Raw genomic sequence first — 26,354 nt, forward strand, 5'->3', positions numbered from 1 at the left:
CAGGAGCGTTGTCATGGCCCTTCGGGATTTCAAAGTGCTGACTTTCGACGTCGTCGGAACGTTGATCGATTTCGAGGGCGGCATGCTCGCCTACCTGCGCCGTGCGGTGCCCGACAGCAAGGTTACCGACGAGGATTTTCTGAGCGCCTATCGGGCAGCACGCAAACGCGGCCAGACCGAGTGGTACCCCGACGACCTGGTACCGTGCTGGCACATCGTCGCGCAGCAGCTTGGTTTGCCCGATACCGATACGCTGGCCCGCGGCTTTCGCGATTCGGTGGCCGAATGGCCGGCGTTTCCCGATTCGGTGGAGGCGCTGCAGCGGTTGAGCAAGCGCTTCAAGCTCGTCACCATGACCAACGCGCAATCGTGGGCGCTCGACTATTTCCAGCGGACGCTGGGCGCACCGTTCGACCTGCTGCTCAGCTGCGACGATGCCTTGTGCGAGAAGCCCGATGCGCGGTATTTCGCCTACGCACGCGGCCGCTATGAAGGCGCCTGGGGCTTCAAGCAGGCCGACAACCTGCACGTGGCGCAGAGCCAGTACCACGACATCGGCATCTCGAAGCGCCTCGGCATCACCACCTGCTGGATCGAGCGCCGGCACGGCATGAAGGATTCGGGCGGCACCATCGAATCCGAGCACACCGTGCCTGACTACCATTTCCATACGCTGGCCCAGTTGGCCGATGCGGTCGAGGCCGGCAAGTGAAGCGAGACGACATTGCCGGGCCGGTCGCCGATCTGCTGCCGGACCTCGTGGCACTGCGCCGCGACCTGCACGCGAATCCGGAGCTCGCCTACGAAGAACACCGTACGGCGGGCATCGTCGCGCAGTCGCTGCGGGTGTTGGGGCTGGCGGTGGAGGAGGGCATCGGCGGCACCGGCGTAGTGGGTACGCTGCGCGGCGGCCAGGGCACACGCAGCGTCGCGCTGCGTGCCGACATGGATGCACTGCCGATGGTGGAGCTGGGCCGCTTAGCGCACGCGAGCCGCATGCAGGGCAAGCACCACGGCTGCGGGCATGACGGGCACACGAGCATGCTGATCGGTGCGGCGCGCCAGCTTGTGCGAACGGGTGTCGACGGCACGGTCCACTTCATCTTCCAGCCAGCCGAAGAGGGCCAGGCCGGCGCGCGCCGGATGATTGAAGACGGCCTGTTCGAGCGTTTTCCGTGCGACAGCGTCTATGCGCTGCATAACTGGCCGGATCTGCCGCTGGGGCACGCGCAGACGCGGCCCGGCCCGATCATGGCGGCGGCAGACCGGTTCGACATCACCGTGCGCGGACGTGGCGGGCATGCGGCCCAGCCCCACCACACGCCGGATGCCATCCTCGCGGCCAGCCAACTGGTGGCGCAACTGCACACCATCGTGTCGCGGCGGATTGATCCGAACGAATCGGCGGTGTTGTCCGTCACGCGCATCGAAGGCGGCCATAGCCACAACGTGCTGCCGGCAGAGGTGCGAATCACCGGCACCGTGCGTAGCTTTGATGCCGTATCGCAGGATCGCATCGAGGCGGCGTTGCGCGACACGGCCAATGGCATCGCGCTGGGCAGCGGCACGCAGGTGGAGGTGGACTACCGCCGCTATTACCCGGCCACCATCAACACGCCGGCTGAAGCGCAGCTCGCGTTGGACGCGGCGCAAGCGATCGGCCTGGAGGCTGCAGAGGCGCCACGCGCTGCATTCACCTCAGAAGACTTCGCTTTCATGTTGCAGTGCAAGCCCGGCGCCTATCTCTGGCTTGGCCAAGGCCGTGCCGGCGCCGGCCCCGATGGCGAATACCCGCTGCACCACCCCTGTTACGACTTCAATGACGACGCGTTGCCGCTGGGCGTGCGCTGGCTTTGCGAAGTTGCCCGCCGCGCACTGGCCGCCGTTCCGTCAGGTTCTTGAACTGCGGCCACGTTCGTCACCCGCCTGGTATTGCTGCGTTAGAAATCCGCGACCTTGCCCCAGGCCGAGTGCTTGAAGCGCGCCGGGTCGTAGGGGGCAGGGTCGAAGATCGGCTTTTCACCGGTCACCAGATCGGCGATCAGATGACCGGCGCCGGGGCCGATACCGAACCCGTGACCCGAGAAGCCCGCGGCCAAAATGAACCCGGGAATCTCCGGCACTTCACCGATGCCCGGCACGCCGTCCGGGGTGTTGTCCACGAAACCGGCCCAGGCGTTGGCGACGCCTGCTTGGCCCAGCACCGGCAGCAGTTCAACAGCGCGGTTGTAGGTTTGTCTGACGGCCGCTGCATCGGGCCGCGGATCGAGGATGCGCATGCGCTCCATGGGTGTGGGGGCATCGAGCCGCCACCGCGCGAGTGTTTCGTGGCCGGCGCGAATGCCTTCCAATCCGCCCGGAAACACATTGCGCCAGCGCTTTGCGAACATCGGCAGAAACTGCGGGGCGAAGCGCAGCAACTGCGCGGTTGGGTCCACGCGCCCGCGCCCGCTGATGGCCAGGTTGTAGCTGCCATCGCTGCGGCGGGTGATGGAAACGCGTGCAGTGTGCAAGGCGTCTGGCACCGGCTCGGTCACCCCTGTCACCCGCACGATGGACTGGCGAACGGTGGCCTGCGGAAAGCGGATGCCCAATTGGCGACAGAACGACGAGGCCCAAGCGCCGCCGGCAAACACCACGGTGCGGGTCTTGATGGTTCCGGCTTCCGTGACGACGCCGCTCACGCGGCCGCCCGCGACCTCAATGCCCCGTGCGGCGCAGTTCTGGTGAACGGTCCCGCCGAGCTTCATGAGCGCAGCCGCCACAGATGGCGCCGCCTTGGCAGGGTCCGCCGTGCCGTCGCTCGGTGAGAACACGCCGCCCTTCCAAGCGCGACCGGTGAGGCGGCCACGCTCGGAGGCCTCAGTGCTGCTCAGCATGTGCGTGGTCACGCCGGCCGTCTTTGCGAAATCGCGCCACTTCGTCCAGCGGGCAAGTTCTTCTTCGTCGTTGCTCAGATAGAGCAGGCCGCACCGGCGGAAACCCGTGTCTTCTCCCGTGTCAGCGGCAAACTGCTCCCACAGTTCAAGGCTCTTGGTGGCCATCGGCAGTTCACGTGCATCGCGGTTTTGCTGTCGGCACCAGCCCCAATTGCGGCTCGACTGTTCGGCCCCGATGCGGCCCTTTTCGACCACGGCCACCGACACGCCGCGCTTGGCCAGGTAATAGGCAGCAAAGACGCCGATGATGCCGCCGCCGACCACGACGACGTCGGCCTGCGCTGGAAGGGAAGAGGCGCTCTCGATGAGGCGCAACGGCTGGGACATGACTCGTGCTCCTCGTTCGTTCAGGCCTGTGCGTTCTGCACCACGTAGAACTTGGCGACGCGCTCTGTGCTTTGCCATCCGATGGCGGTGCCCTGCGGCACGAAGATGGCATCGCCGGTGCCAACGGACAGCACGTTGCCATCCGGGCCAGCGAATTGCACACCGCCATCGAGCACGTACATGAACTCGTTCACCGGATGCGCGCGCACGATGCGGTGATACGGCGTCGAGTCCCACGTGCCCGCACGGTATTGCGTTGGCTCGTCGGTGAAGACGTTATCGCTGCGACACTGCGGAACAGGCCCGATCAGCACTTCGGGCGCGGGCCCACCCGAGGGTTTGAAGTCCGCATCGGCGTGCAGCGGGATGAGCGCCGGCGTGGTCGGTGTGTTGATGACAGCAGCGCAGAACACGAATCGAACGCCGGCGGCAGCCTCGATGCGCACCGCTGTGCCGGATGCAATGACCGCGCCGGAGCCCGTGCCGATCACCTGCGGTGCCGAGCCCGGCGCCGTGAGCGTCAACTCGCCCTCCACGACGGCGAGCGTCTCCGTATGCGGAAAGCTAGCGACATCCCGCTCGCCGACAAAGGTCGCCCGCCCCGCGCTCATTGCGTTTGGCCCTTCCCAGGCAATCTCCCGTTCTTGCGCGAAGGGGTCGTTTGGGCTCAGGGCGGCTTGCCGGAACTCGGTTGAGATTGGTGCGCCGTCGGCGCGGTGCAGCATCAGGGCGGTTGTCATGCAGGGTGGGTCCTCACCGTATCCAACAGTGGACTCGGTTTCGAGAGGCGTCAGCGTTGGTTGGGAAAGAGCCGTTCGATCGGACAGTGCGTTTTGATGAACGGCGATTTGATGACGATGTAGCTGAAATACTTGGCAATGCCGATGTTGCGTTCCAACAGGTCTTCAATCACTTCCTGGTAGTGGTTGACGCCCCGCGTGATGAAGCGCAGCAGGTAGTCGTAGCCGCCGGAGAGCAGGTGGCATTCGAGCACTTCGTCCACCTCGCGGATGGCAGCTTCGAAGCGCACGAAAGTTTCGCGGTGGTGGTCCGACAGCGTGACCTCGGTGAAGACGGTCAGCGTGTCGCCCAGCTTTTCCAGGCGGATGTGCGCGCCGTAGCCGGAGATGTAGCCGGCCTGCTCCAGGCGCTTGACGCGGATCAGGCACGGGCTGGGCGACAGGCCCACGGCGTCGGCCAGGTCCACGTTCGTCATGCGCCCGTTCTTCTGCAGTTGGGCGAGGATGCGCAGGTCCAGACGATCGATCTTGAGAGCTTCGGTCATGGCAGGGGCGAAGGCGTGGAAGATAGATCCGATTCTGCGGCAGCCGGTGTCTTTTGTGTCAGCTTGTTTGGCCTGTTGCTACCGGTTGCATCAGGCGAGCGCGGCGCGCACGGCCGGCATGGCCAGCACGTCGTCGAGCGTCTTTTTCAGACGCGCGAAGAGTTGCGCGAATTCGTCTTCGGTGTAGGTCAGCGCGGGGGCAAAGCCGAGGATGTTGTCGCCAAACGCGCGGAACACGAGGCCGTTGCCATAGGCAGCCGCGGCAATCAAATTGGGCAAGCCAAGTCCAGCGTCAAAGCCTTGCTTGGTGGCCTTGTCGCTCACCAGTTCCAGTGCGCCCAGCAAGCCGCGATGGCGTGAGTCGCCCACCAGCGGATGTGTGAGCAGCCCGTCGAGGCCGGCCGCGAAACTGGCCGCGCCGCGCTGGCCGTTGGCGAGGATGCCGCCTTCTTCGTACAGGCGCAGCACTTCGAGCGCCACGGCCGCGCTCACCGGGTGGGCCGAATACGTCGCCCCATGGCCGATCGGCACACCGGCAGGAGCGCCGTCGGCAATGCCCGCGTAGACCTGGTCGGAAATCAGCGTCGCGCCCATCGGCACGTAGCCTGCCGTAAGCCCCTTGGCCATCGTCATGATGTCGGGGTCGACGCCTTCGGCATCGCAGGCAAACATCGGGCCGGTGCGCCCGAAGCCGGTGATGACTTCATCCACGACGAACAGGATGCCCAGTTCGCGCGTAGCGTCGCGCATGGCTTTCAGCCAGCCCTTGGGTGGGACGATCACGCCGCCGGAGCCCTGGATCGGCTCACAGAAGAATGCGGCGACGTTGTCTGCGCCCAGCTCGGCCACCTTGGCACGCAATGCCGCCACCGATGCCGCGATGATGCCCTGCGCATCCGCCGGATTGGCCGCGCGGTATGGATTGGGCGAAGGGATGTAGTGCTGCGTGGGCAGCGGCAAGTCGAAATCACGATGGAACGCCGGCAGCGCCGTCAGCCCCGCGCCCGTGGACGACGAACCGTGATACCCGCGCTCGAGTGAAATGAAATGCTTCTTCGCCGGCTTGCCGACGGCATTGAAGTACTGGACGATGAAACGTACCGCAGCATCCACCGCCTCAGACCCACCCAGCGTGAGATAGACGTGATTGAGCGAGCGCGGCGTGATCTGCACGAGCTTGTCGGCCAGGCGGATGGCGGGCTCGCTGCTGAAATGGAAGTAGCCCGTGGCATAGGGCAGGCGGCGCATCTGCTCGGCGGCGGCCTGCACCACGCTCTCCTGGCCATAGCCGACGTTGACGCACCAGAGGCCCGCGAAGGCGTCGAGTAACTCGTTGCCGTGTGCGTCGGTCAGCCACGCACCGCGTCCGGATGTCAGTACGGTCGGCCCGCGTTGCTCGTGGGTGCGCCAGGAGGCAACCGGGTGGATCAGGTGCGCGCGGTCGATGGCGTCAAGCGAGGCAAGTTGGGGCAGATCGGTGAGCTGGGTCATGGCAGAGTCCGTTCGCGCAATGAAGGCAATCAATGGACTCAAGAGTAGGCCGTGGCGACTGAGGCTTGGTGCTGCTTTGCGCGGGAAGAACGCAGCGTGCTGCTGTTGTTCGGCGCGCAGCAGCAGATCGTGCGGCGCGCCGTTTGATGCGGGGTTTCAGTAGCCGCGCGAGCGGTCCACAAGCCCGACCATGGGTTCGCCGGCGGTAAAGCGACGCAGGTTGTCGATGACCACCGCTGCTGCGGAAAGCGGTTGCGTCATGCTGGCAATGTGCGGCGTGATGTGGATGCGCGGATGGCGCCACAACACATGGCCGGCGGGCAGCGGCTCGGGGTCGGTCACGTCGAGCATGGCTTCGCTGAGCTGCCCACTGTCAAGCGCTGCAAGCAGGTCGTCGCTCACCAGTTGCGGGCCGCGGCCAACGTGCACCAGCGCGGCGCCTTGCGGCAATTGTGCGAACAGCGCTGCGTTCAGCACGCCGCGCGTGGCATCGGTCAACGGCATCAAGCAGATGAGGATGTCGGTGCGCGCCAGGAAGGCTTCCAGTTCCTCTTGCCCGGCAAAGCAATGCACGCCGTCGATGGCATGGCGCGATCGGCTCCAGCCCGCGCAGTCGAATTCGAAACCCTTCAACTGGGCCAGCACGGCCTGCCCAAGCGAGCCGAGCCCCAGCACGCCAATGCGGCGTTCATCGGCCGGCCGCACCGGCAGCGGGCGCCATTGCTCCGCCTGCTGCTGGCGGCGGTAGGCGGGAATATCGCGGTGCAGGCTCAACACGGCATGCGTGACGTACTCCACCATGCCGCGCACGATGCCGGGTTCCACCATGCGCACCACGGGCAGCGTGGGCGGCAGCGCGGCAAAGTTGAATTGATCGACCCCCGCGCCCGAAGAGAACAGCACTTCGAGGTGCGGGAACTGCGTCGCGATATCGGCGGGCGGCTCCCAGGCTGCAAGAAAGCGCACCCGTAGCGGATCGCCGATGTCGGGCCAGATGCGGAAGTCGATGTCGGGCGCGTGCTGGCGGAAGACCTCCGCCCATTGCCGGCCGCGAACAGGGTCGGACTTGTAGAGGAACGTGGTGGTCACGATGTGCGGTCGGCGCGGTGTTCGGGGCTCAACCCATTGCCTGGGTCACGATGGCAAACAGCGAGGGTGCGCCGGGTGGTGTGGCCAGCGGCTCGCCGCGCACCATGGTGGTGGGGGCGTCCACGCGCAGCAGGCCGATGCTCTCCAACCACTCGGCCAGGCCGCTGTCGAAGTCGATGTCGATGCGGGTGAAGTGGCCGGCGTTGATGCCCGCCAGATGCGCGATCAGCGCCTTGGCGCTCTCGGCGTCCGGGGCGACCACGGGGCCGATGGCGTGGCCGCGCCCGAATCGGCGCAGCATCGCAAAGCCGCGCGCCTCGCCATCGTCGTCCAGCACGACGCAGGCGTCTGCGCTGGCGAGCAGATCGTCGATCAGTGCATCGCGCGGCATGCCCCGCGCCTGCGCATCGAGCCGGCGCAAATCCGCAGCCTCATTGAGCCCGGCAGGGCGCAAGCGCCAGCCTGTGGGCAGGGCGATCAGCGGCGTGGGTTGCGCAACGCCCTGGTGCTGGCGGATCTCGCCGGTGCGCACAAAGCCCAGTCGCTCATACAAGCCGCGCCCTTCTGCGGTGGCATGCAGCAGCACGGTGTGGTTGTCCAGGCCGTCGAGCAGCGCGCTCATCAAGCGATGGCCGATGCGCCGGCCCTGGCATGCCGGCGTCACGATGACCAGCCCGATGGTAGCGTGGCGGGGGCCCCAGCGCCAGCGTTGTGCGGTGGCGATGATCTGGCCGTCGCGCTCGGCGACGATGCCCTCGGCATGCGCAAAACTCTGCGCCCAGTCGGCCGGGCGGTGCGGCCAGCGCTGCTCTTCTGACAGGGCATGCGCCTGGGCCAGATCGTCGGCAGTCATGGGGCGCAGCACCACGCCGTCGTCGGCGGGCAGGTTCTGGGCAGGTACGGACGAGGAAGACATGGGAGGTTCCTTCCGGCGAAGGATGAAGGTGGCACCGGCACTCATCTTGGACGACATCGCCGCCGGGAGCCAGATCGAATTCGGGTTTGCCCGCAATTTGCAAGCATCGTCTGTCGAGGGTGTGGGTTTCGCAATTCGATGCGGTAGCGCCCCCGGTTACGAAACCAAATGCCGAGCCTTCCTGCCTAGCATCAATGACCTCATTTCGATATGGGTGCCGGGCTTCGGCGCCCCCAATTTCGTGGCCAAATTTGACCCCCAGACCATCCGCGTACCTTCCGGCCATTTCATCGGCGGCAGGCTTGTGCCCGACGCCGGCCGCATCACTGTACGCCGCCCTTCCGACAACGCCGTGCATGCGGAGCTACCGCTGGCCGACGCTTCCACCGTCGACGCTGCCGTGCAAGATGCGTGGCAGGCGTGGCGCACGACGGACTGGGCGCGCCGTGCCCCGCGTGACCGGGCGCGCGTGCTGCGCCGCTGGGCCGATCTGATCGACGCCGACGTGGCCAACATGGCGCCGCTCGAGGCCGTGTGCTCCACCCGCCCGCTGCGTGACGCCGCCGCCTGGGACGTGCAATTCACCGCCGAGGGCCTGCGCTTCTTTGCCGAATACGCCGACAAGCTCGGCGGCGACGTGGCAGCCACGCGTCACGACAACCTCGGCATGGTGGTGGCCGAACCCTATGGCGTAGTCGGCGCAATCACGCCGTGGAATTTTCCGCTGGTGATGGTCTCGTGGAAGGTCGGTGCGGCGTTGGCCGCCGGCAACGCGGTCGTGCTCAAACCTTCCGAATTGACGCCGTATTCCGCTATCCGGCTGGCTGAACTCGCCATCGAAGCGGGCGTGCCACCGGGCCTCTTCAACGTGGTGCAGGGCGACGGCCGCACCACGGGCGACGCGCTCACGCGGCATCCGCTGATCTCCAAGATGACCTTCACCGGCTCGACCCGCACCGGCGCCGCCATCATGGCGACCTGCGCCTCGCATGGCCCGAAGCCCGTCACGTTGGAGCTGGGTGGCAAGAGCCCGCAGCTCGTATTTGCCGACGCGCCCGACATCGACCGGGTGGCGGCCATTGTCGCGGGCGCCATCACCGGCAATGCAGGACAGGTGTGCGTGGCGGGCTCGCGCCTGATCGTGCAACGGCAGGTTGCCCAGGCATTGATCGAGCGCATCACCGCACGCTTTGCCGCGTTGCGGCCCGGCGCCACCTGGGACGACACCGCCACGCTGCCGCCGATCATTTCGGCGGCGCAGGCGGGGCGCATTCTCGACATCGTGGAGCGTTCGCGCGATGCCGGCGCGCAGGTGCGCTGCGGCGGGGGCCTGTTTGGCGACGGCCCCGGTGGGGCGTATTTCCAGCCCACGGTGCTCGAAGGCGTGCGCGCAGACAACCCCGCCGTGCAGGAAGAAATCTTCGGCCCTGTGCTGACGGTGCAAACCTTCGATGACGAAGAGGAAGGCCTGGCACTCGCCGCACACGAACACTACGGCCTGGCCGCCGGCGTGCACACCGCAGACATCGGACGCGCGCTGCGCGCCATGCGCGGCATCGCGGCGGGCACGGTCTGGATCAACCGCTATGGGCGCAGCGCAGATTTCGTCATCCCCACCGGCGGCTATCACCAGTCGGGTATCGGCAAGGATCTGGGCCGGCAAGCCGTGGAGGCCAACCTGCGCTTCAAAAGTGTGCTGATCGATTTTGCTGCGACGCACTAGCGTGCCTTGGCGGTGCGTGCGGCACGCCAGCGGTGCAGACCGCATGGCATGCCGCGAGTGCCATCCGAAACAGCAGCTTTCTCACGTGAGACCGCGCATTTCCCTACAACCGTGACGAGTCTGCGTGCTTCAATGATTTCGTCATAACCGTGCTGCAAAGACTGCATAACAGCAGCCACCTTCAGGACCTTAGGACCTCAAACCATGACCTTCCGCCCCAAGTACATCACCTTTGACTGCTATGGCACGCTCACGCGCTTCCGCATGGGCGAGATGACGCGCGAGCTGTTTGCCGATCGCATTACGGCCGAGCAGATGGAGCAGTTCATCGCCGACTTCACTGCCTACCGCTTCGACGAGGTGCTGGGCGACTGGAAACCGTACGAGGTCGTGCTGAAGAACGCTGTGCGCCGCCTGTGCAAGAAATGGAAGATCCAATACTTCGACACCGATGGCCAGGCTTACTACGATGCCGTGCCGACGTGGGACCCGCATGCCGACGTGCCGGCAGGTCTGGCCAAGGTCGCCAAGGAAATCCCGCTGGTGATCCTGTCCAACGCCGATGACTCGCAGATCCAGAAGAATGTGGCGATGCTCGGTGCGCCGTTCCACCGCGTGTACACGGCGCAGCAGGCTCAGGCCTACAAGCCGCGCCTGAAGGCGTTCGAATACATGTTCGATTCATTGGGCTGCAATCCGGAAGACGTGCTGCACGTGTCGTCCAGCCTGCGCTACGACCTGATGTCGGCCGATGACCTCGGCATCGTCAACAAGGTGTTCGTCAACCGCGGTCATGGCCCCGGCAATCCGGCGTACCGTTACACCGAGATCCAGGACATCGGCGGCCTGCCCGGTGTTGTTGGCCTCTAAGCTGCGTCTCGATCGCCACCCCACATGACCTCCATGAAACTCGACTCCTACTGGAACGACTCGGTGCCCGCGCTAGCGCTGGACGCGCACGATCTGCCGGCGCAGGCAGACGTGGTGATTGTCGGCGGTGGTTTCACGGGGTTGTCAGCCGCGCTGGCGCTTGCCCGGCGCGGCGCCAGCGTGGTCGTGCTGGAAGCGGGCGAGCGGGTGGCGCCCGAGGCGTCGGGGCGTAACGGCGGCCACGTGAACAACGGCCTGGCAGTGGATTACGCCGACCTGGCTGCCAAGGTGGGCGTGGACCGCGCCCGCGCCTGGTATCACGCCTACGACGCCGCCGTGGATACGGTGGAGCGCATCGTGCGCGAGGAGGGCATCGCCTGCGACTTCCAGCGCAACGGCAAATTGAAGCTCGCCACCAAGCTGTACCAGATGGACGCCCTGCAACGCAGTGCGGACCGGCTGATTGCGGATGGTGTGGATCGGGATGTCGAGATACTCGATGCTGCCTGCGTGCGCGCGGAGGTGCAGAGCGAGCGCTTCCAAGGCGGCTTGCTCTACAAGCGCAGCGGCCAGATGCATATGGGACGTTTCGCGCAGGGCCTGGCCATGGCGGCGCAACGCCAGGGCGCGCAGATTCATACGCGCACTTGTGTGCAACGCGTCGAGCGTGTGCAGGGGCAGGTGCATCGCATCCACACCACGCGCGGCACGGTACTGGCCAAGCAGGTCCTGCTGGCGACGGGCGCGTCGCGCCACGGCGGTTACGGCACGTTCGGCTGGCTGCGTCGGCGCATCGTCCCTATTGGCAGCTTTATCGTCACCACCGAACCGCTGGGTGCGGAGCGCGCGCACGCGTTGCTGGCAGCGCGCCGCACGTATGTGACGGTGGCGAATATTCATCACTACTTCCGGCTGACGCCAGATCACCGGTTGGTGTTTGGTGGCCGCGCACGCTTTGCGGTGTCGAGCCCGCAGCAGGATGCGATGAGCGGCGAGGTGCTCCGCGCCGGCCTGACGGAAACCTTCCCGCAGTTGCGCGATGTGCGCCTCGATTATTGCTGGGGCGGCCTTGTCGACATGACGCAAGATCGCCTGCCGCATGCGGGTGAACGTGACGGCCTGTTCTACTCCATGGGCTACAGCGGGCATGGCACGCAGATGTCCGTGCACATGGGCGAGCGCATGGCCGAAGTCATGGCCGGCGACGCTGCTGCCAACCCGTGGCGCGATCGCGCGTGGAGCGCCATTCCCGGTCACTTTGGTCCGCCGTGGTTTTTGCCCGCGGTCGGCATGTACTACCAGCTCAAAGACCGATTTGCCTGAGCGGCGCCGCAAACGCAGTCTTCCGCAGTATCCAACGATCGCAACGTATTCCAATCAGACCAGATCCATCAGGAGCCCCACCATGAGCGACAGCCATAACGAGTTCGAGAACCTTGTCGGTCCCGCCGAAAGCCAGCGGGTGATGGCGTCGCTCAAGCGCGGTGCCTCGCGCCGCGACGTGTTGAAGATGCTGATGGCCGGTGGCATGCAGGCCACGCTGGCCGGCAGCCTGGCGGGCACGGCCGTCAGCGCGTATGCGCAGACGCCGCGCCGTGGTGGACGCATCCGCGTGGCGGCGGCCACCGCAGCAGCGACCGACACGCTCGACCCGGCCAAGCAGTCGAACCAGAACGACTACGTGCGCTGCAACATGGTCTACAACGGCCTGTTCGTGCTGGACGGCAGCCTCACGCCGCGCCCTGCGCTGGCCGAGTCGTACCACACGGCCGATGCCAAGACCTGGGTGCTGACGCTGCGCAAGGGTGTGACCTTCCACGATGGCAAGGCCCTGTCCCCGGCAGACGTGGTGTATTCCGTCATGCGCCACAAGGATCCGGCCACTGCCTCGAAGGCCAAGGTGCTGGCCGACCAGATCGAGAGCGTCAAGGCGACCGGGCCGAACGAGGTGACGGTGGTGCTGACCGCTCCGAACGCCGACTTGCCCGTGATCCTCGGCACCTTCCACTTCCATATCGTCAAGGACGGCACGACCGATTTCAGCGGCGGCATCGGCACTGGCCCGTACAAGATCAAGGAGTTCAAGCCTGGCGTGCGTACCGTCGTCGTGCGCAACGACGGGTACTGGAAACCGGGCAAGCCGTATCTGGACGAGATTGAGTTTGTCGGCATCGGCGATGAAAGCGCGCGCGTCAATGCGCTGCTCTCGGGCGGGATGGACCTGGTGGCGTCCGTCAACCCGCGTGCCGTGGCACGCGTCAAGAGCACGCCAGGCTACGCCATCTTCACGACGCAATCGGGCCAGTACTCTGACCTGATCATGCGCAAGGATATGGGCCCGGGCGCGAACCCCGATTTCGTGATGGCGATGAAGTACCTATTCGACCGCGAACAGATGAAGAAGACCATCGCGCTGGATTACGCGGTGCTCGGCAACGACCAGCCGATCGACCCGACCAACCGCTTTTATTTCAAGGAACTGCCGCAGCGCGCGTTCGATATCGACAAGGCGAAATTCCACCTGCAGAAGTCAGGCGTGACGGGCAAGATTCCCGTGGTGGCCTCGCCGGCCGCGCAGTATTCGGTGGAAATCGCACTGGTGCTGCAGCAGACCGCGCAGCGCATCGGCCTGGACCTCGACGTCAAGCGCATGCCGGCCGACGGTTACTGGTCCAACCACTGGCTGAGCAGCCCGGTCGGTTTTGGCAACGTCAATCCACGCCCGAGCGCCGACACGATCCTCACGCAGTTCTTCAAGTCCGACGCGGCCTGGAATGAATCGCGCTGGAAAAGCCCGAAGTTCGACCAGTTGCTCGTCGCCGCCCGCGCCGAGACGGATGTCGCCAAGCGCAAGCAGATGTACGCCGACATGCAGACCATGATCCACGGGGAAGCGGGCATCGGCATTCCGCTGTTCCTGGCCAGCATCGATGGGCACACGACCAAGCTCAAGGGCCTGGCGCCGATCCCGCTGGGTGGACTGATGGGCTACTCGTTTGCCGAGAACGTCTGGCTTGAAGCCTGACGGTGCGATGGTGGCGTTCTTGCCGAAGGTGATGAAGGGGCTGTCATGAATCGAGTCATCCTTAAGCTGCTGGTGCGGCGCGTGGCGCTGGCGCTGCTGTCGTTGCTGGCGGTGTCGGTCATCGTGTTCTCGATCACCGCTGTGCTGCCCGGCGACGCCGCGCAAGAACAGTTGGGGCAGGACGCCACGCCCGAAGCCTTGGCCGCGCTGCGTGCGCAGATGGGCCTGAACGTGCCGGCGCCGCAGCGCTATGTGCACTGGCTGGCCGGCATTGCGCGCGGCGACCTCGGGCAATCGACCACCACGCAGATGCCCGTGGCCGAACTCGTGGCAAGCCGATTGCCAAACTCGCTGCTGCTGGCCGCGGTGACGGCGCTGTTCTCGGTGCCGATTGCGCTCAGCCTGGGCGTTGCCTCGGCCGTCTGGCGCGGCTCATGGTTCGACAGGGTGGCCTCCACCGCGTCCGTGGCCGTGGTGTCGGTGCCGGAGTTTCTGGTGGCGACGCTCGCTGTGCTGGTGTTCGCCGTCAAGCTGCGCTGGCTGCCAGCGCTGTCGTACGTCAACGACATCGAATCGCTGGGCCACATGCTGAAGGCGTTTGCCATGCCGGTGCTCAGCCTGTGCTGCGTGATCGTTGCGCAGATGATGCGGATGAGCCGCGCCGCGGTCATCGACCAGCTCGAGGCGCCGTACATCGAAATGGTGCGTCTGAAGGGCGCCTCGCCGATGCGCGTGGTGCTTGCGCATGCGCTGCCCAATGCCGTGGGGCCGATTGCCAATGCGGTGGCGCTGTCGCTGTCGTACCTGCTGGGTGGCGTGATCATCATCGAGACGATCTTCAACTATCCCGGCATCGCCAAGTTGATGGTGGATGGCGTGTCGCAGCGTGACATGCCGCTCGTCCAGGCCTGCGCCATGATTTTCTGTGCGGGCTACCTGCTGCTCGTGACCACGGCCGATGTGCTGGGCATTGTCGCCAACCCGCGTCTGCGCCACCGTTGATGCTGATCCTATGAACAAGAGCCTGACGATGGAAACCACGCCAACTTCCCCTACGTTGCCGGCCGGCACGCCACCCGCGCCGCCCGCACCGCGCCACCCCATACGGCGCCTGCTGAGCAGCTTCGGTGTCACGGGCCTCATCGGCCTGGCCGTGCTGGTGTTCTGGGTGCTCGCGGCGCTGGTCGGCCCCGCGCTGCTGCCCGCACATTTGATTACCAGCGGCGACGGCAACGGCGATGTGTTCGGCCCCATGAGCGCGGCCCACTGGTTCGGCACCGATTACCTCGGCCGCGACATGTTCGTCCGCGTGGTGGAAGGCGCGCGCTACACGGTGGGTGTGGCGCTCGTGGCCACCGTGCTGGCCAGCGGCACGGGCACGGTGCTGGCGCTGTTTGCCGCTGCCATGGGTGGTCTGGTCGACGCCACGTTGAGCCGCGTGCTCGATACGCTCACGGCCATCCCGAGCAAGATGTTCGCGCTGCTCATGGTGGCGGGCTTCGGTTCTTCGGTGACGATGCTGGTGGTGACTGCCGCCATCATCTACGTGCCTGGCGCGTATCGCATTGCGCGCTCCCTGGCAGTCAACATCAACGCGCTCGACTACGTGACCGTGGCGCGCACACGCGGCGAGGGCACGCTGTACATCATGCTGCGCGAGATCCTGCCCAACATCCTCGGGCCCATGCTGGCCGATCTGGGCCTGCGCTTCGTGTACGTCGTGCTGCTGCTGGCGAGCCTCAGCTTCCTGGGCCTCGGCATTCAGCCACCGTCGGCCGACTGGGGCTCGCTGGTGCGCGAGAACATCGGCGCGCTGCCGGATGCGGGCGCTTCGGTCATCGTGCCGGCGCTGGCCATTGCGAGCCTGACCATCGCCGTCAACATCGTCATTGACAACCTGCCGGGCCGAGGTCGTTCTCGGGCCCGCGAACGCGGAGGGCGTTGAACATGGGTGCGTCCGTCGTCGTAGAAAGCCTGCGCATTACCGCAGGCGAACAGACCCTCGTAGACAACCTCAGCTTTGCCATCCAGCCCGGCGAAGTGCTGGCACTGATCGGCGAGTCGGGTTCGGGCAAGACCACCACCGCACTGGCGTTGATGGGCTATGCGCGCCGCGGCTGTGAGATCGCATCGGGCAGCATCCGCATTGGCGATATCGACGTGCTGCACCTGCCGCCCGCAGATCAACGCGCGCTGCGCGGGCGCACCGTGGCCTACATCGCGCAGAGCGCAGCGGCGTCGTTCAACCCGTCGCGCACGATCCTGGATCAGGTGGTGGAGCCTGCGCGCATTCACCGTACGATGTCGCGGGCAGAAGCTGAGGCCAAAGCCGTGGAGTTGTTCCGCGAACTGGCGCTGCCCAATCCCGAAACCATTGGCGAGCGGTATCCGCATCAGGTGTCGGGCGGCCAGTTGCAACGGCTCATGGCTGCCATGGCGCTCATCATCGATCCGGATCTGGTGATCCTGGACGAACCGACCACCGCGCTGGACGTGACCACGCAGATCGAAGTGCTCCGTGCGTTCCGCCGCGTGGTGCGCGAGCGCCGCGCTACCGCCGTCTACGTGAGCCATGACCTGGCCGTGGTGGCGCAGATGGCCGATCACATCCTGGTGCTGCGCGGCGGCCAGATGCAGGAGATCAACCCGACCGCGCACATCCTCGCCACGCCCGATCACGACTACACCAGGAGCCTGCTGGCGGCGGCACGGCCCAAGGCGCGCCCGGCAGAGCACTGCCTGGGTGAGGGCGAATTGCTGCTCGATGTGCAGGGGTTGGGCGCCGGCTACGGGGCGGTGGATGCCAAGGGCCAGCCCGCCACGCGCATCCTCGACGACATCAACTTCAAGCTCTATCGGGGGCAGGCCATCGGCGTGATCGGTGAATCCGGCTCGGGCAAGACCACGCTGGCCCGCGCCATTGCGGGGTTGATTGCGCCGTGCGAGGGCAGCATGACGTTCCACGGCAAGGCGCTCGAACCACTGCTTGCAAAACGTTCGCCCGACGCGCTGCGCCGCATCCAGATCGTCTTCCAGATGGCCGACACGGCGCTCAACCCGTCGCACACCATCGAGCGCATTCTGGCGCGGCCCCTGCAGTTCTATAAGGGGTTGAAGGGCGAAGCATTGCAGCGGCGGATTCGCGAGCTGCTCGATCTGGTGCGCTTGCCGCACAGTGTGGCTCAACGCTTGCCGGGCGGGCTCTCGGGCGGACAGAAGCAGCGCGTGAACCTGGCCCGTGCCCTGGCGGCCGAGCCTGACCTGATCCTCTGCGACGAGGTGACTTCCGCGCTCGACACCGTGGTCGGCGCCGCCGTGCTCAACCTCATGGCCGACCTGCGGCGCGATCTGGGCGTGTCGTACCTCTTCATCAGCCACGATCTGCACACGGTGCGCGCGGTGTGCGACGAGATCGTCGTCATGCAGCACGGCCGCAAGCTCACGCAGGTGGCGCGTGCCGATTTCGATCGCGGCCCGCACCATCCGTACTACGAACAACTTGCCAACTCGGTGCCCGAACTGCGCCAGGGCTGGCTTGATGAGCGGGACCGCACGGTAGCCCATGCCGCGGCGGTCTCCATCTAACAGAGAAAAAAAGGAACGACATGATTCCCGCATTCCGCATCGCGATCATTCCCGGAGACGGCATCGGCCGCGAGGTCATGCCCGAAGGCCTGCGCGTCATCCAGGCGGCGGCCGAGCGCTTTGGCTTCGAGCTTGAGTGCCACACCATCGATTGGGCCAGCTGCGACTACTACCAGCAGCACGGCCAGATGATGCCCGACGACTGGAAGGCGCAACTGAAAGGCATGGACGCGATTTTCTTTGGCGCCGTTGGCTGGCCGGCGACCGTGCCCGATCACGTCTCGCTGTGGGGCTCGCTGCTCAAGTTCCGCCGCGAGTTCGATCAATACATCAACCTGCGCCCGGTGCGTTTGTTTGAAGGCGTGCCGTGCCCGCTGGCCAATCGCAAGCCCGGCGACATCGACTACTACGTCGTGCGCGAGAACACCGAAGGCGAATACACATCGCTCGGCGGCATCATGTACGAAGGCACCGACCGCGAGATCGTGATCCAGGAATCGGTCTATTCGCGCAAGGGTGCAGAACGACTGCTCAAGTTCGCCTTCGACCTCGCGCAGAGCCGCGAGCGCAAGCACGTGACGCTCGCCACCAAGAGCAACGGCATCGCCATCAGCATGCCGTGGTGGGACAAGCGCGCGGATGAAGTCGCGCAAAACTATCCGGACGTCACGCTCGACAAGCAGCACATCGACATCCTGACCGCGCGCTTCGTGCTGCAGCCGGGGCGCTTCGATGTGGTAGCCGCCACCAACCTGTTCGGCGACATCCTGTCCGATCTTGGCCCCGCAACGACGGGCACGATCGGCCTGGCCCCTTCTGCCAACCTGAATCCCGATCGCACGTTCCCGTCGCTCTTTGAACCGGTGCACGGCTCGGCGCCGGACATTTACGGCAAGAACATCGCCAACCCGATCGCGATGATCTGGTCGGGCGCGTTGATGCTGGATTTTCTGACGCAAGGGCAGGGCGCAGGGCGGGCGGCGCACGACGCCATCGTCGCGGCCATCGAAGCCGTGCTCAAGGATGGCCCGCGCACGCCCGACCTGGGCGGCACCGCCAACACCACGCAGGTGGGCGAGGCGATTGCCGCGCACGTTGCGGGTGCTTGATTTTCATTTGCTGTGGACCAAAAGACGATGTCTCTCTCACTCGAACGCGCGGACTTGATCCGCAGCGGCAACTACATTTCCGGCGAATGGCTGAGCGCAACCGGGCCGCTGCTGGACGTGACAAATCCTGCGACTGGCGACCTCATCACACGTGTGCCCGACTCCGGCGCGGATGAGGCACGCGCTGCCCTTGACGCCGCGCATGCCGCCTTCCCGGCGTGGCGCAAGGTGCCCGCCAAGCAGCGCGCGCAGATCATCAAACGCTGGAACGATCTCGTGCTGGCGCATCAGGATGATCTCGGCAAGCTGATCTCGCTGGAGCAGGGCAAGCCGCTCGCCGAAGGCAAGGGCGAGGTGGCCTACGCCGCGAGCTACATCGAATGGTTTGGCGAACAAGCCACGCGCATGAACGGCGAGGTCATACCCGCGCCCGTGCCGGGCCGGCGCATGTTTGCACTCAAGGAGCCGGTGGGCGTGGTGGCGGCCATCACGCCGTGGAATTTTCCGGCGGCGATGATCGCGCGCAAGATCGCCCCGGCGCTCGCGGTGGGCTGCACCGTCGTTTGCAAGCCCGCCGAGGACACGCCGCTGACCTCGCTCGCCCTCGTGCGTCTGGCGCAGGAAGCCGGCGTGCCACCGGGCGTGCTGAATATCGTGACCGCCTCGCGCGAGCGGACGCCAGAGGTTGTGGACGTTTGGCTGGACGATGCCCGCGTGCGCAAGATCACGTTCACGGGCTCCACGCCGGTCGGCAAGCATCTGGCGCGCCGCAGCGCCGACACGCTCAAGAAGCTCTCGCTCGAACTCGGCGGCAATGCGCCCTTTATCGTGTTCGAAGATGCTGACATCGATGCCGCCGTGGACGGCTTCATGGCAGCCAAATTTCGCAACGGCGGGCAGACCTGTGTGTGCCCGAACCGCGTGTTCGTGCACGACGCGGTGCACGATGCATTTGCCGCCAAGTTGGCCGCACGCGTGGCTGCACTCAAGGTCGGACCGGCCAGCGACCCCGCTTCGCAGATCGGCCCGATGATCAACGCGCGCGCGGTCGAGAAGATTGACCGGCACGTGCAGGACGCCATTGCGAAGGGTGCCAAGGCGTTGACCGGCGGTGCACGCCTGACCCAGCTCGGCGCCAACTACTACGCACCCACCGTACTGATCGACGCCGATGCCACCATGGCCTGCGCGTGCGAGGAAACCTTTGGCCCCGTCGCCCCGCTCACGCGCTTTACCACCGAAGACGAGGTGGTTGCCGCTGCCAACGACACGCCGTTTGGGCTGGCTGCCTACTTTTACAGCCAGAACGTGCGTCGCATCTGGCGCGTGGCCGAAGCGCTGGAGACCGGCATTGTCGGCATCAATGAGGGCGCGCTGGCTGCCGAGGCCGCTCCGTTTGGCGGCGTGAAGGAATCCGGCTACGGCCGGGAAGGCTCCGTCCACGGGTTGGACGACTATCTCCACACCAAGTACGTCTGCCAGGGCCAGCTCGACTAGCCTCGTTGGAGGCAAGCTCAAGCACTGCCAATTTTCGAACCGTGCCAAACAGCATGTTCGAACCAAGCTAGTCCAATATTTGGGCTTCGGCTGGCAGAAAACGGAACGTTTCCATGTTGCATTCGCGCATTGCTCGCATCGCCGGGCTTACCGCCAGTTTGTTGTACGTGTCGGCACCGCCGGTGCACGCTGCGCTGCCAGACGAAATCCAGGTTTATACGGGCGACATCAACGCACCGGGCGAGTTTGGTCTGGAGTTGCATGTGAACACAACGCCGAGCGGCATCGCAGAACCCTCGTACCCCAAAGAGGTCACAACTCCCCATGGTTGGCGCGCCACCGCCGAGTTCTCTTACGGATTGACGCCGTCGGTAGAGCTTGGTCTGTACGTTCCGACCTCGCTCACGCGCGACAATACGTACTACGTCACCGGTCCCAAGCTCCGCGTGAAGTGGATGCCTGTTCGACCGGAGGACGGTGTCGGCTACTTTGCCGGTGTCAACGTCGAGCTGGCTCACATTGCGACACGATTTGAGCAATCACAGCAAGCCGCGGAGTTGCGGCCGATTTATGGCTTCCAGAATGAGCGGTGGCTATGGGCAATCAACCCGGTGCTTGACTGGAACCTCTCTGGGCTTGATCGCAGCGGTGTGCCGGAGGTTGCACCGGCATTCAAGGTGGCACGCACCGTCGCAACAGGCGTTCGAACCGGGGTGGAGTACTACGCTGGACTGGGGCGTGTTGATCATCTTCTGCCACTGCATGAGCAACAGCACACGCTATTTCTCGCGTTTGATGTGGACCGTAAGCCGTTCGTTTTCAACTTCGGCATTGGACGCGGTTTGACGCGCAGCACTGACCGGTGGACGGTCAAGTGGATCTTTGAGATTCCATTGAGTTGACGGCCAATCTGGGCGGCGCGCCGATCAGATATCGAGCACGAGCTGTTTAGACTTCGCACGCGAGACGCAGATCATGATCCTGTCGCCAGCCTTACGCTCCTTGTCGCTGAGGAATGCATCGCGATGGTCTGGCGTCCCGGCCAAGAGGCCAGTCAGACAGGTGCCACAGACACCTTCTCGGCACGAGGTGGCAACAGAGATGCCGTGCGCGCATAGCGCATCGGCGATGCTGCATTCGGCGGCGATCGGAATCGTGCGCTTCGAACGCTCCAGCCTGACCTCGAAGGCATGGCCCGGAGCGGACGTCGCAGCAACGTCCGCACCGAAGTATTCGACGTGGATGGCTTCCGGCGGCCAGATGCCGGCTGTGACATCGTTGATGACGTCCGTGAACCGGCGCGGGCCACACATATAGATGTGTTGTTCAGGTGAATAGTGGCGAAGGTTCATCTGGAGCAATTCACGCAGCCGCGCGCCCACGGCGTAATGGAAACTCACGCGATCGGCATACGGCTGCGCAGAAAGTATTTGTTGGAACGCGGTCTCGGCGATCGAACGCGTGAAGTAATGCAGTTCGTACGAGGTACCGCGAGCCTGCAGCTCCTGCGCCATCGCGAGCAGCGGCGTGATCCCGATGCCGGCAGCAATCAGTACGTAGTGGCATGCATCGTCGATCAGTTCGAAGTGATTGCGCGGATGACCGATGACAAGCGTATCGCCGACGCCCACGCGCTGGTGCATCGCGCGTGAACCCCCGCGTGAGTCTGGCGCATTCTTGATCGCGATGCGATACACGTCCTGCGCGCCAGGTGCGCCACACAGGGAGTACTGCCGAACGGTATCTGGGTCGAGTCGCACGTCGATGTGTGCGCCGGCGCTCCAGACGGGCAACGCAGAGCCGTCGGCGCTCACGAGTTCGAACGACTTGATGTCGGCTGTCTCGTCAACGATTCGGCGCACCCGCACCGTCACCATCGAGGGGGCAGTCCGTGCTAGGGACCGGCTACGCAGCCAATTGCGCAGCCTGGGCCAGGCGAGGCCGGTCAGCACTGCAAGAGCGAGCGCAGTGATGAACTGCAAAAAGGACGGGAGTGAGCTGTTCATATGCAAACTCGGTGCATTTTTGCGTGCGTACAGGGCCCGCCATGTTTGGCCTTGGTCGGCCTTACTCGGGCTGGTGCGGCAGCACGAATGACAACGTCGCCAGATACTCGTCGCGGTTCGTCTGCACCGGATTCGCAGGTGGCGTGATGAGCGTCGCAACAACGACATTGAGGCCCTGGTTTCGCACCTTGATGGTCGCGATACCGTCGGCACCGGTCTTCAGTGGTTTGGAATCGGGGTCAGTCACGTAATCGGGCTGCACGAGTGCTCCCCGAACGGGCTTGCCCTCATACAACACGCGGACCACAAGCGTCTGGCCCATCTTCTCGGGCAAATGCTTCGCCATCGGCACGATCTGCAATTTTTGGGCGGGCAGCACTGGTGGCACCATATTCAACCGGCGCAGATGTACGGCGTACTTGAAGGTGTGTTCGCTGATCGTGGCATCAGGCACCTCGTCCTTGCCCTTGTTGTACCACTCGCCGTCGGGTGTTTTGCTCCACGGACCATGGTCGAGAAAAGCAGTGACGATCGCCGGTTGATTCTCGGTATTTACCACAAGCAGCGGTCCGTGAGGCGTGAGTTGCATGGGTACTTCTTTGCCGCCCTCATCGTAGGCCGCGACAGCCTTGATCTTCGGCAGGCGCTTCACCGCGTCTAGATCATCGGCACCCACGCCGTAGATCAGAGCAAGCTCATTCGAACGCTGTGCAAACCAGATGCCATGAGCTTGGACGGCGGTCGCTGCGCCAAAGCTCGTCATTACACATGCCGCGACGGCAAGCTTGTTGATAGCTTTCATTGTCTTCTCCAATCGGTTTTCTTCGGGGCGGGAAATTGAAAGATCGACGGTTCCAGCGTGATCGAACAGACAGCGTGTGCTGCACCCTTCTAACGCCACTGACTCGTCGGATACCGGGTCAAGTTCGGGCTTCAGCAGCGTCACGACGGACCACAAGCAAAGAGACAACCGAAGAGCTTTGGGTGGCGTGGTCGGCGAATTCTAGGTGCCATGGTCCGGAGCGTCTTGGACGGATTTGCTGTGCATGGTGCGTATCCGGTCTTCAAAAGTTCGTGCTGCTGGCTACGTGAAGAACGAGTGAAGCGTCTTGGATGAATTTGCTGCGCCGGACATGCGCTAGCCATAAAGACTTCATGCTGTTACACGCCATTACAACGCCACGACGTTCGTTTGCGGGCAAAGCATTTCAGCGGAACCTGCCGTGGGTAGTTCCTACACTTGACGGCCATAGAGCTACAAAAAACGCCGTTTCTGGAGGAACCAAAGATGACCACGCACCCGCGTGTCGCCTGGGCGATCACGTACATAGACGAGCATCTCGACGAGCGCCTTTCTCTCAATGAACTAGCCGCGAAGGCCGGACTGAGCGTATGGCGCTTCTCTGCTGTGTTTCGCAAACATGCAGGCGTCTCGCCACACCGCTTCATCTGTCTGCAGCGGCTCCAGTTGGTGCGAACACTGTTGGCCGATGGCGAGTCGCTGGCATCTGCAGCGCAAGTGGCAGGCTTCTACGACCAAAGCCATCTCTGCAGACACTTCAAGAATGCCTGGGGCATGACGCCGAGCCAGTACGTTGTCCGTCAGCGCAGCGTGGCTGCCATGACGGATGGCAGCCGTGAACGGGAGGCCGCATGAAGTTCTCCTACCAATGGCACCGTTACTTAGGCTGGATGCTCGCACCGTTGCTCTCGGTGTCGGCGCTAACAGGCGTCACCCTGCTGTGGCTGCAGCCGCTGCCCTCGCCGCAGGCGAGTCCTCCTACGGTACAAGAATGGGGAAAAGCGCTGGATCGTGGCATGGTTGAACTGGCGAGCCGGTACCAGACGGCAAAGGCTGACCTCGTCGACCTGCCACGTGGCCCCGATGCGCCGATCCGTGTCCATCTACGCATGGCCCAGCCCAGCGAGAGCGGCTGGGCCGAGATCGATGCGACGCGCGGCACGGCAGGCGAACTACAGGCGGACAGCCGTGATTGGAAAACCCAGCTGTTCGAATTACACGAGCATCTGATGCTCGGTGAAGTCGGGCCCTGGGTACTTCGAGCATCGGCGCTGCTCGCCCTGGTATCGATCACGATGGGTCTGCGCGTCTGGTGGCGCGTGAGGCGGCTGCCTGCGCGCTCGTCCTGGCAGCAATGGCATCGATGGATCGGTCCGGTCGCCATCCTTCCACTCGCCATGATGCTGACCACCGGCTTCGTACTGCGCTCGCCAGAACTGGCGAGTGGCGCGCTGTCGGCGTTTTCAGGTGGAGGTTCAGTTGTGCCGCCGCCTGCCGTGCAGGCCGCAAGCGCGGGGCAACGGTCGACGCTGGGCCAAGCGCTCGTTGCCGCATCCGACGCCCTGCCGCAAGCTCGACCGATACGGATCTACGCGGCGCGCGGCGGCGTGTTGCGTGTGCGACTGCGCGTGAATGAATGGAACCCCTTTGGCTTCCACTCGGTGTACCTGCGAGAGGCTGATGCCTCGGTTCTGCGCATCGTGCGAGCCAGCGAGCAACCGCTGACAGTGCGCTATCTGAACGTGGTGTACCCGCTGCACACCGGGTGGCTGCCCGGCAACCAGGGTATCGCGGCCGCGGTGATGGCGCGCGGGCTGTGGACGCTCTTCGCGCTCTCGCTTGCAGCGCTTTCCTTATCGGGGGCGGTGCAACGCTTCCGGAAGAAATCAAAACGTTAACAAGGTTTAGGAGATACATCCAATGCGATCGAATTCGATCACACGGAAAGCCGTCACCGTGCCCGTTGTTCTCGCGACTTCGCTGGCCGGAACCGCTTACGCACAATCCAGCGTGACCCTGTTCGGCACTGTGGATATGGCTTTGGCACACGGTTCCGGCAGCATTTCCAACCTGAATCAGATGGCGAGCGGCGACCTTGCCGCCTCCCGGATCGGTTTCAGGGGTCAGGACGACCTTGGCGGCGGCCTCAAGGCTGGATTCTGGTTGGAGAGCGGTTTGAACGCGGACACCGGCACTGGCCAAGCCACCAACACCAACAACCAGTCCACCGGTATTGCAGGCAACGGAGGTCTCACGTTCAACCGTCGTTCGACTATCAGCGTTGGAAGCAACTGGGGTGAGATTCGCCTCGGCCGCGAGTACGTGCCGCAGTACATGACTATTGCCGACTTTGATCCATTCGACCTCGGTGGCAGCGGCGGCAGCCAAGTACTGAATTCCGCGATCACCGGCCCGACCACGGTCCGCGCCTCCAACAGCATCTCGTACCTCTACGGGCATGGCTTTAACGCTTCCTCGATTGGATACGGGCCCCAGGGATTCAGCGGCTCCGGCTTCCAGTTCAACGCCATGTATTACATGGGTGAAAACCCCAGCGGTACCCCTGCCTCCAAAGACGGGAACGGCTTTGGCGTTCGCGCCGGCTATTCCACTGGAACCTTTACCGTCTCCGGCGCAGTCAGCCGGGCTCGCTACGCAGCGGGTGATGTTCGGCAGAACAACGCCGGTGCGAGCTACGATTTTGGCGTGGTCTGCGCCATGGGCATGTACGAGTGGGACAAGAACGGATCGGTCAGCGCCAGGGGGTGGCTGATCGGTGCAAAGATTCCCGCCGGTACCGGAGGCATCCGGATCGCTTACTCGCGTTACGGCACTGATGCGGCAAACAGCCCGACGGCCAAGAAGTGGGCAATTGGTTATATCTATACGCTGTCGAAGCGGACTGCCTTGTACACGGCCCTTGCGCACGTGAGCAACGGGGGCGCGTCTGCTTCGGCGCTGGATGGTGCAGTGACCGCTCCGGGCAAATCCTCCAACGGATTCGATGTCGGGATCCGGCACAACTTCTAAGCTCCTGTTTCTATCCGGGGACGGCGCCTGTTCGGCGGCGGCACAAACGTGAAGCTGCGCGAATTTCACGCGTGTCGATATTGAACACGCCAGATTGATCGGCACGCGGGGGACGCCGTCGCCAAGGGCGCCCGGGTCCTGACCGACGCGCGTTGCGAGCCAGCACGATTGACGGTACGGTCACGCGTATCCCAATCGTGTTCCGGAGGCCCCATGGCCGACAACATGGCTTCTTCTTCAACGCAGGAAAACCCCTCTGAAGGCACCGCCGGCGCCTGTCCGTCTACGCGCGCACTCGAACTGGTAGCCGGCAAATGGGCGTTGCGCATTTTCCCGGCGCTGGAAAACGGCCCCGTGCGCAACAACGAACTCCTGCGCCGCGTGGGCGACGGCATCTCCCAAAAGATGCTGACGCAAACGCTGCGCGAGCTGGAAGCCAACGGCCTCATCCTGCGCACCATCTACGACAGCGTCCCGCCGCACGTCGAATATCGTCTCAGCCCGCTCGGTGAATCGCTCAACGGGACGCTCGTCGGCCTGGACGACTGGGTGCGCGCGCATTGGCCCGAAATGGAACGGATCCGGAAAACGCAGGTCGATTCCGATTGACATCCGCGCGATCTGCCCGACGTTGTGTGCGGATGCAGCATTTTTCCGATA

General features: G+C 64.6%; 24 protein-coding genes. 16 read left to right on the forward strand and 8 right to left on the reverse strand.

Features of this window, described 5'->3' with window-relative positions; genetic code table 11:
• Window positions 1-13: 13 nt before the first annotated feature.
• Entirely contained in the window at window positions 14-712 is a 699-nt protein-coding gene (locus tag ACU8YE_RS15160; RefSeq protein ID WP_446929060.1) for an HAD-IA family hydrolase, read from the forward strand.
• Entirely contained in the window at window positions 709-1,902 is a 1,194-nt protein-coding gene (locus ACU8YE_RS15165; RefSeq protein WP_446929061.1) for an amidohydrolase, read from the forward strand. The genes ACU8YE_RS15160 and ACU8YE_RS15165 overlap by 4 nt, the downstream gene beginning before the upstream one ends.
• 38 nt (window positions 1,903-1,940) lie before the next feature.
• Here ACU8YE_RS15165 and ACU8YE_RS15170 read toward each other — a convergent pair whose 3' ends face one another.
• The 6 genes from ACU8YE_RS15170 to ACU8YE_RS15195 form a co-directional block, all read right to left on the reverse strand.
• A complete protein-coding gene (locus ACU8YE_RS15170) occupies window positions 1,941-3,266 on the reverse strand; it encodes an NAD(P)/FAD-dependent oxidoreductase (RefSeq protein WP_446929062.1) in 1,326 nt (441 codons plus the stop codon).
• 20 nt (window positions 3,267-3,286) lie between these two features.
• The gene (locus tag ACU8YE_RS15175) at window positions 3,287-4,006 is read right to left on the reverse strand and encodes a cupin domain-containing protein (RefSeq protein ID WP_414562632.1); all 720 of its coding nucleotides are present in this window, start codon (window positions 4,004-4,006) and stop codon (window positions 3,287-3,289) included.
• Between the two features lie 50 nt (window positions 4,007-4,056).
• Complete coding sequence (locus tag ACU8YE_RS15180) at window positions 4,057-4,551, reverse strand: Lrp/AsnC family transcriptional regulator (RefSeq protein ID WP_039599256.1); 495 nt, start codon at window positions 4,549-4,551, stop codon at window positions 4,057-4,059.
• Between the two features lie 90 nt (window positions 4,552-4,641).
• The gene (locus tag ACU8YE_RS15185) at window positions 4,642-6,042 is read right to left on the reverse strand and encodes an aminotransferase class III-fold pyridoxal phosphate-dependent enzyme (RefSeq protein ID WP_446929063.1); all 1,401 of its coding nucleotides are present in this window, start codon (window positions 6,040-6,042) and stop codon (window positions 4,642-4,644) included.
• Window positions 6,043-6,198: 156 nt separating this feature from the next.
• Window positions 6,199-7,131 (reverse strand): 2-hydroxyacid dehydrogenase, encoded by a 933-nt coding sequence (locus ACU8YE_RS15190; RefSeq protein ID WP_446929064.1) that lies wholly within the window; start codon window positions 7,129-7,131, stop codon window positions 6,199-6,201.
• A gap of 28 nt (window positions 7,132-7,159) precedes the next feature.
• A complete protein-coding gene (locus ACU8YE_RS15195) occupies window positions 7,160-8,047 on the reverse strand; it encodes a GNAT family N-acetyltransferase (protein ID WP_446929065.1) in 888 nt (295 codons plus the stop codon).
• 241 nt (window positions 8,048-8,288) lie between these two features.
• On the opposite strand from ACU8YE_RS15195, the gene ACU8YE_RS15200 reads away from it, so the two are divergent.
• The 10 genes from ACU8YE_RS15200 to ACU8YE_RS15245 all read left to right on the forward strand — a co-directional run bounded on the left by ACU8YE_RS15200 (window position 8,289) and on the right by ACU8YE_RS15245 (window position 20,758).
• Window positions 8,289-9,770, forward strand: a complete 1,482-nt coding sequence (locus ACU8YE_RS15200; RefSeq protein WP_446929066.1) for an aldehyde dehydrogenase family protein — start codon at window positions 8,289-8,291, stop codon at window positions 9,768-9,770.
• A 204-nt stretch (window positions 9,771-9,974) separates the two neighbouring features.
• A complete protein-coding gene (locus ACU8YE_RS15205) occupies window positions 9,975-10,640 on the forward strand; it encodes a haloacid dehalogenase type II (RefSeq protein ID WP_316880142.1) in 666 nt (221 codons plus the stop codon).
• Window positions 10,641-10,673: 33 nt separating this feature from the next.
• Window positions 10,674-11,963 (forward strand): NAD(P)/FAD-dependent oxidoreductase, encoded by a 1,290-nt coding sequence (locus tag ACU8YE_RS15210; protein ID WP_414562626.1) that lies wholly within the window; start codon window positions 10,674-10,676, stop codon window positions 11,961-11,963.
• Between the two features lie 82 nt (window positions 11,964-12,045).
• Entirely contained in the window at window positions 12,046-13,665 is a 1,620-nt protein-coding gene (locus ACU8YE_RS15215) for an ABC transporter substrate-binding protein (RefSeq protein WP_232039126.1), read from the forward strand.
• Between the two features lie 45 nt (window positions 13,666-13,710).
• The gene (locus tag ACU8YE_RS15220) at window positions 13,711-14,667 is read left to right on the forward strand and encodes an ABC transporter permease (RefSeq protein ID WP_316871698.1); all 957 of its coding nucleotides are present in this window, start codon (window positions 13,711-13,713) and stop codon (window positions 14,665-14,667) included.
• 28 nt (window positions 14,668-14,695) lie between these two features.
• A complete protein-coding gene (locus ACU8YE_RS15225) occupies window positions 14,696-15,610 on the forward strand; it encodes an ABC transporter permease (protein ID WP_232040239.1) in 915 nt (304 codons plus the stop codon).
• A 2-nt stretch (window positions 15,611-15,612) separates the two neighbouring features.
• The gene (locus ACU8YE_RS15230) at window positions 15,613-17,250 is read left to right on the forward strand and encodes an ABC transporter ATP-binding protein (protein WP_446929067.1); all 1,638 of its coding nucleotides are present in this window, start codon (window positions 15,613-15,615) and stop codon (window positions 17,248-17,250) included.
• Window positions 17,251-17,270: 20 nt separating this feature from the next.
• Window positions 17,271-18,359 carry a tartrate dehydrogenase gene (locus ACU8YE_RS15235; protein WP_414562618.1) on the forward strand — a complete coding sequence of 363 codons (1,089 nt, stop codon included), beginning with the start codon at window positions 17,271-17,273 and terminating at the stop codon, window positions 18,357-18,359.
• Between the two features lie 27 nt (window positions 18,360-18,386).
• Window positions 18,387-19,856 carry an NAD-dependent succinate-semialdehyde dehydrogenase gene (locus ACU8YE_RS15240; protein ID WP_446929068.1) on the forward strand — a complete coding sequence of 490 codons (1,470 nt, stop codon included), beginning with the start codon at window positions 18,387-18,389 and terminating at the stop codon, window positions 19,854-19,856.
• Window positions 19,857-19,969: 113 nt separating this feature from the next.
• The gene (locus ACU8YE_RS15245; RefSeq protein ID WP_446929069.1) at window positions 19,970-20,758 is read left to right on the forward strand and encodes a hypothetical protein; all 789 of its coding nucleotides are present in this window, start codon (window positions 19,970-19,972) and stop codon (window positions 20,756-20,758) included.
• Between the two features lie 24 nt (window positions 20,759-20,782).
• Here the strand turns inward: ACU8YE_RS15245 and ACU8YE_RS15250 are convergent, their stop codons facing one another.
• Together ACU8YE_RS15250 and ACU8YE_RS15255 are read right to left on the reverse strand one after the other, a co-directional pair.
• Window positions 20,783-21,862: a PDR/VanB family oxidoreductase gene (locus tag ACU8YE_RS15250; protein WP_446929070.1), complete on the reverse strand. Its 1,080-nt coding sequence runs from the start codon at window positions 21,860-21,862 to the stop codon at window positions 20,783-20,785.
• Between the two features lie 61 nt (window positions 21,863-21,923).
• On the reverse strand, window positions 21,924-22,808 hold the full coding sequence (locus ACU8YE_RS15255; protein WP_446929071.1) for a DUF4198 domain-containing protein: 885 nt from the start codon (window positions 22,806-22,808) through the stop codon (window positions 21,924-21,926).
• Window positions 22,809-23,150: 342 nt separating this feature from the next.
• Between ACU8YE_RS15255 and ACU8YE_RS15260 the strand changes: the two genes are divergently transcribed.
• The 4 genes from ACU8YE_RS15260 (at window position 23,151) to ACU8YE_RS15275 (ending at window position 26,303) form a co-directional block, all read left to right on the forward strand.
• Window positions 23,151-23,519, forward strand: coding sequence for a helix-turn-helix domain-containing protein (locus ACU8YE_RS15260; protein WP_440077942.1), 369 nt, complete (start codon window positions 23,151-23,153; stop codon window positions 23,517-23,519).
• Window positions 23,516-24,562, forward strand: coding sequence for a PepSY-associated TM helix domain-containing protein (locus ACU8YE_RS15265; protein ID WP_446929072.1), 1,047 nt, complete (start codon window positions 23,516-23,518; stop codon window positions 24,560-24,562). The genes ACU8YE_RS15260 and ACU8YE_RS15265 overlap by 4 nt, the downstream gene beginning before the upstream one ends.
• Window positions 24,563-24,584: 22 nt before the next feature.
• Window positions 24,585-25,694: a porin gene (locus ACU8YE_RS15270; RefSeq protein ID WP_440077944.1), complete on the forward strand. Its 1,110-nt coding sequence runs from the start codon at window positions 24,585-24,587 to the stop codon at window positions 25,692-25,694.
• A 213-nt stretch (window positions 25,695-25,907) separates the two neighbouring features.
• Entirely contained in the window at window positions 25,908-26,303 is a 396-nt protein-coding gene (locus ACU8YE_RS15275; protein WP_446929073.1) for a winged helix-turn-helix transcriptional regulator, read from the forward strand.
• Window positions 26,304-26,354 lie beyond the last annotated feature (51 nt).

The sequence above is a fragment of the Ralstonia sp. VS2407 genome (assembly GCF_052950655.1).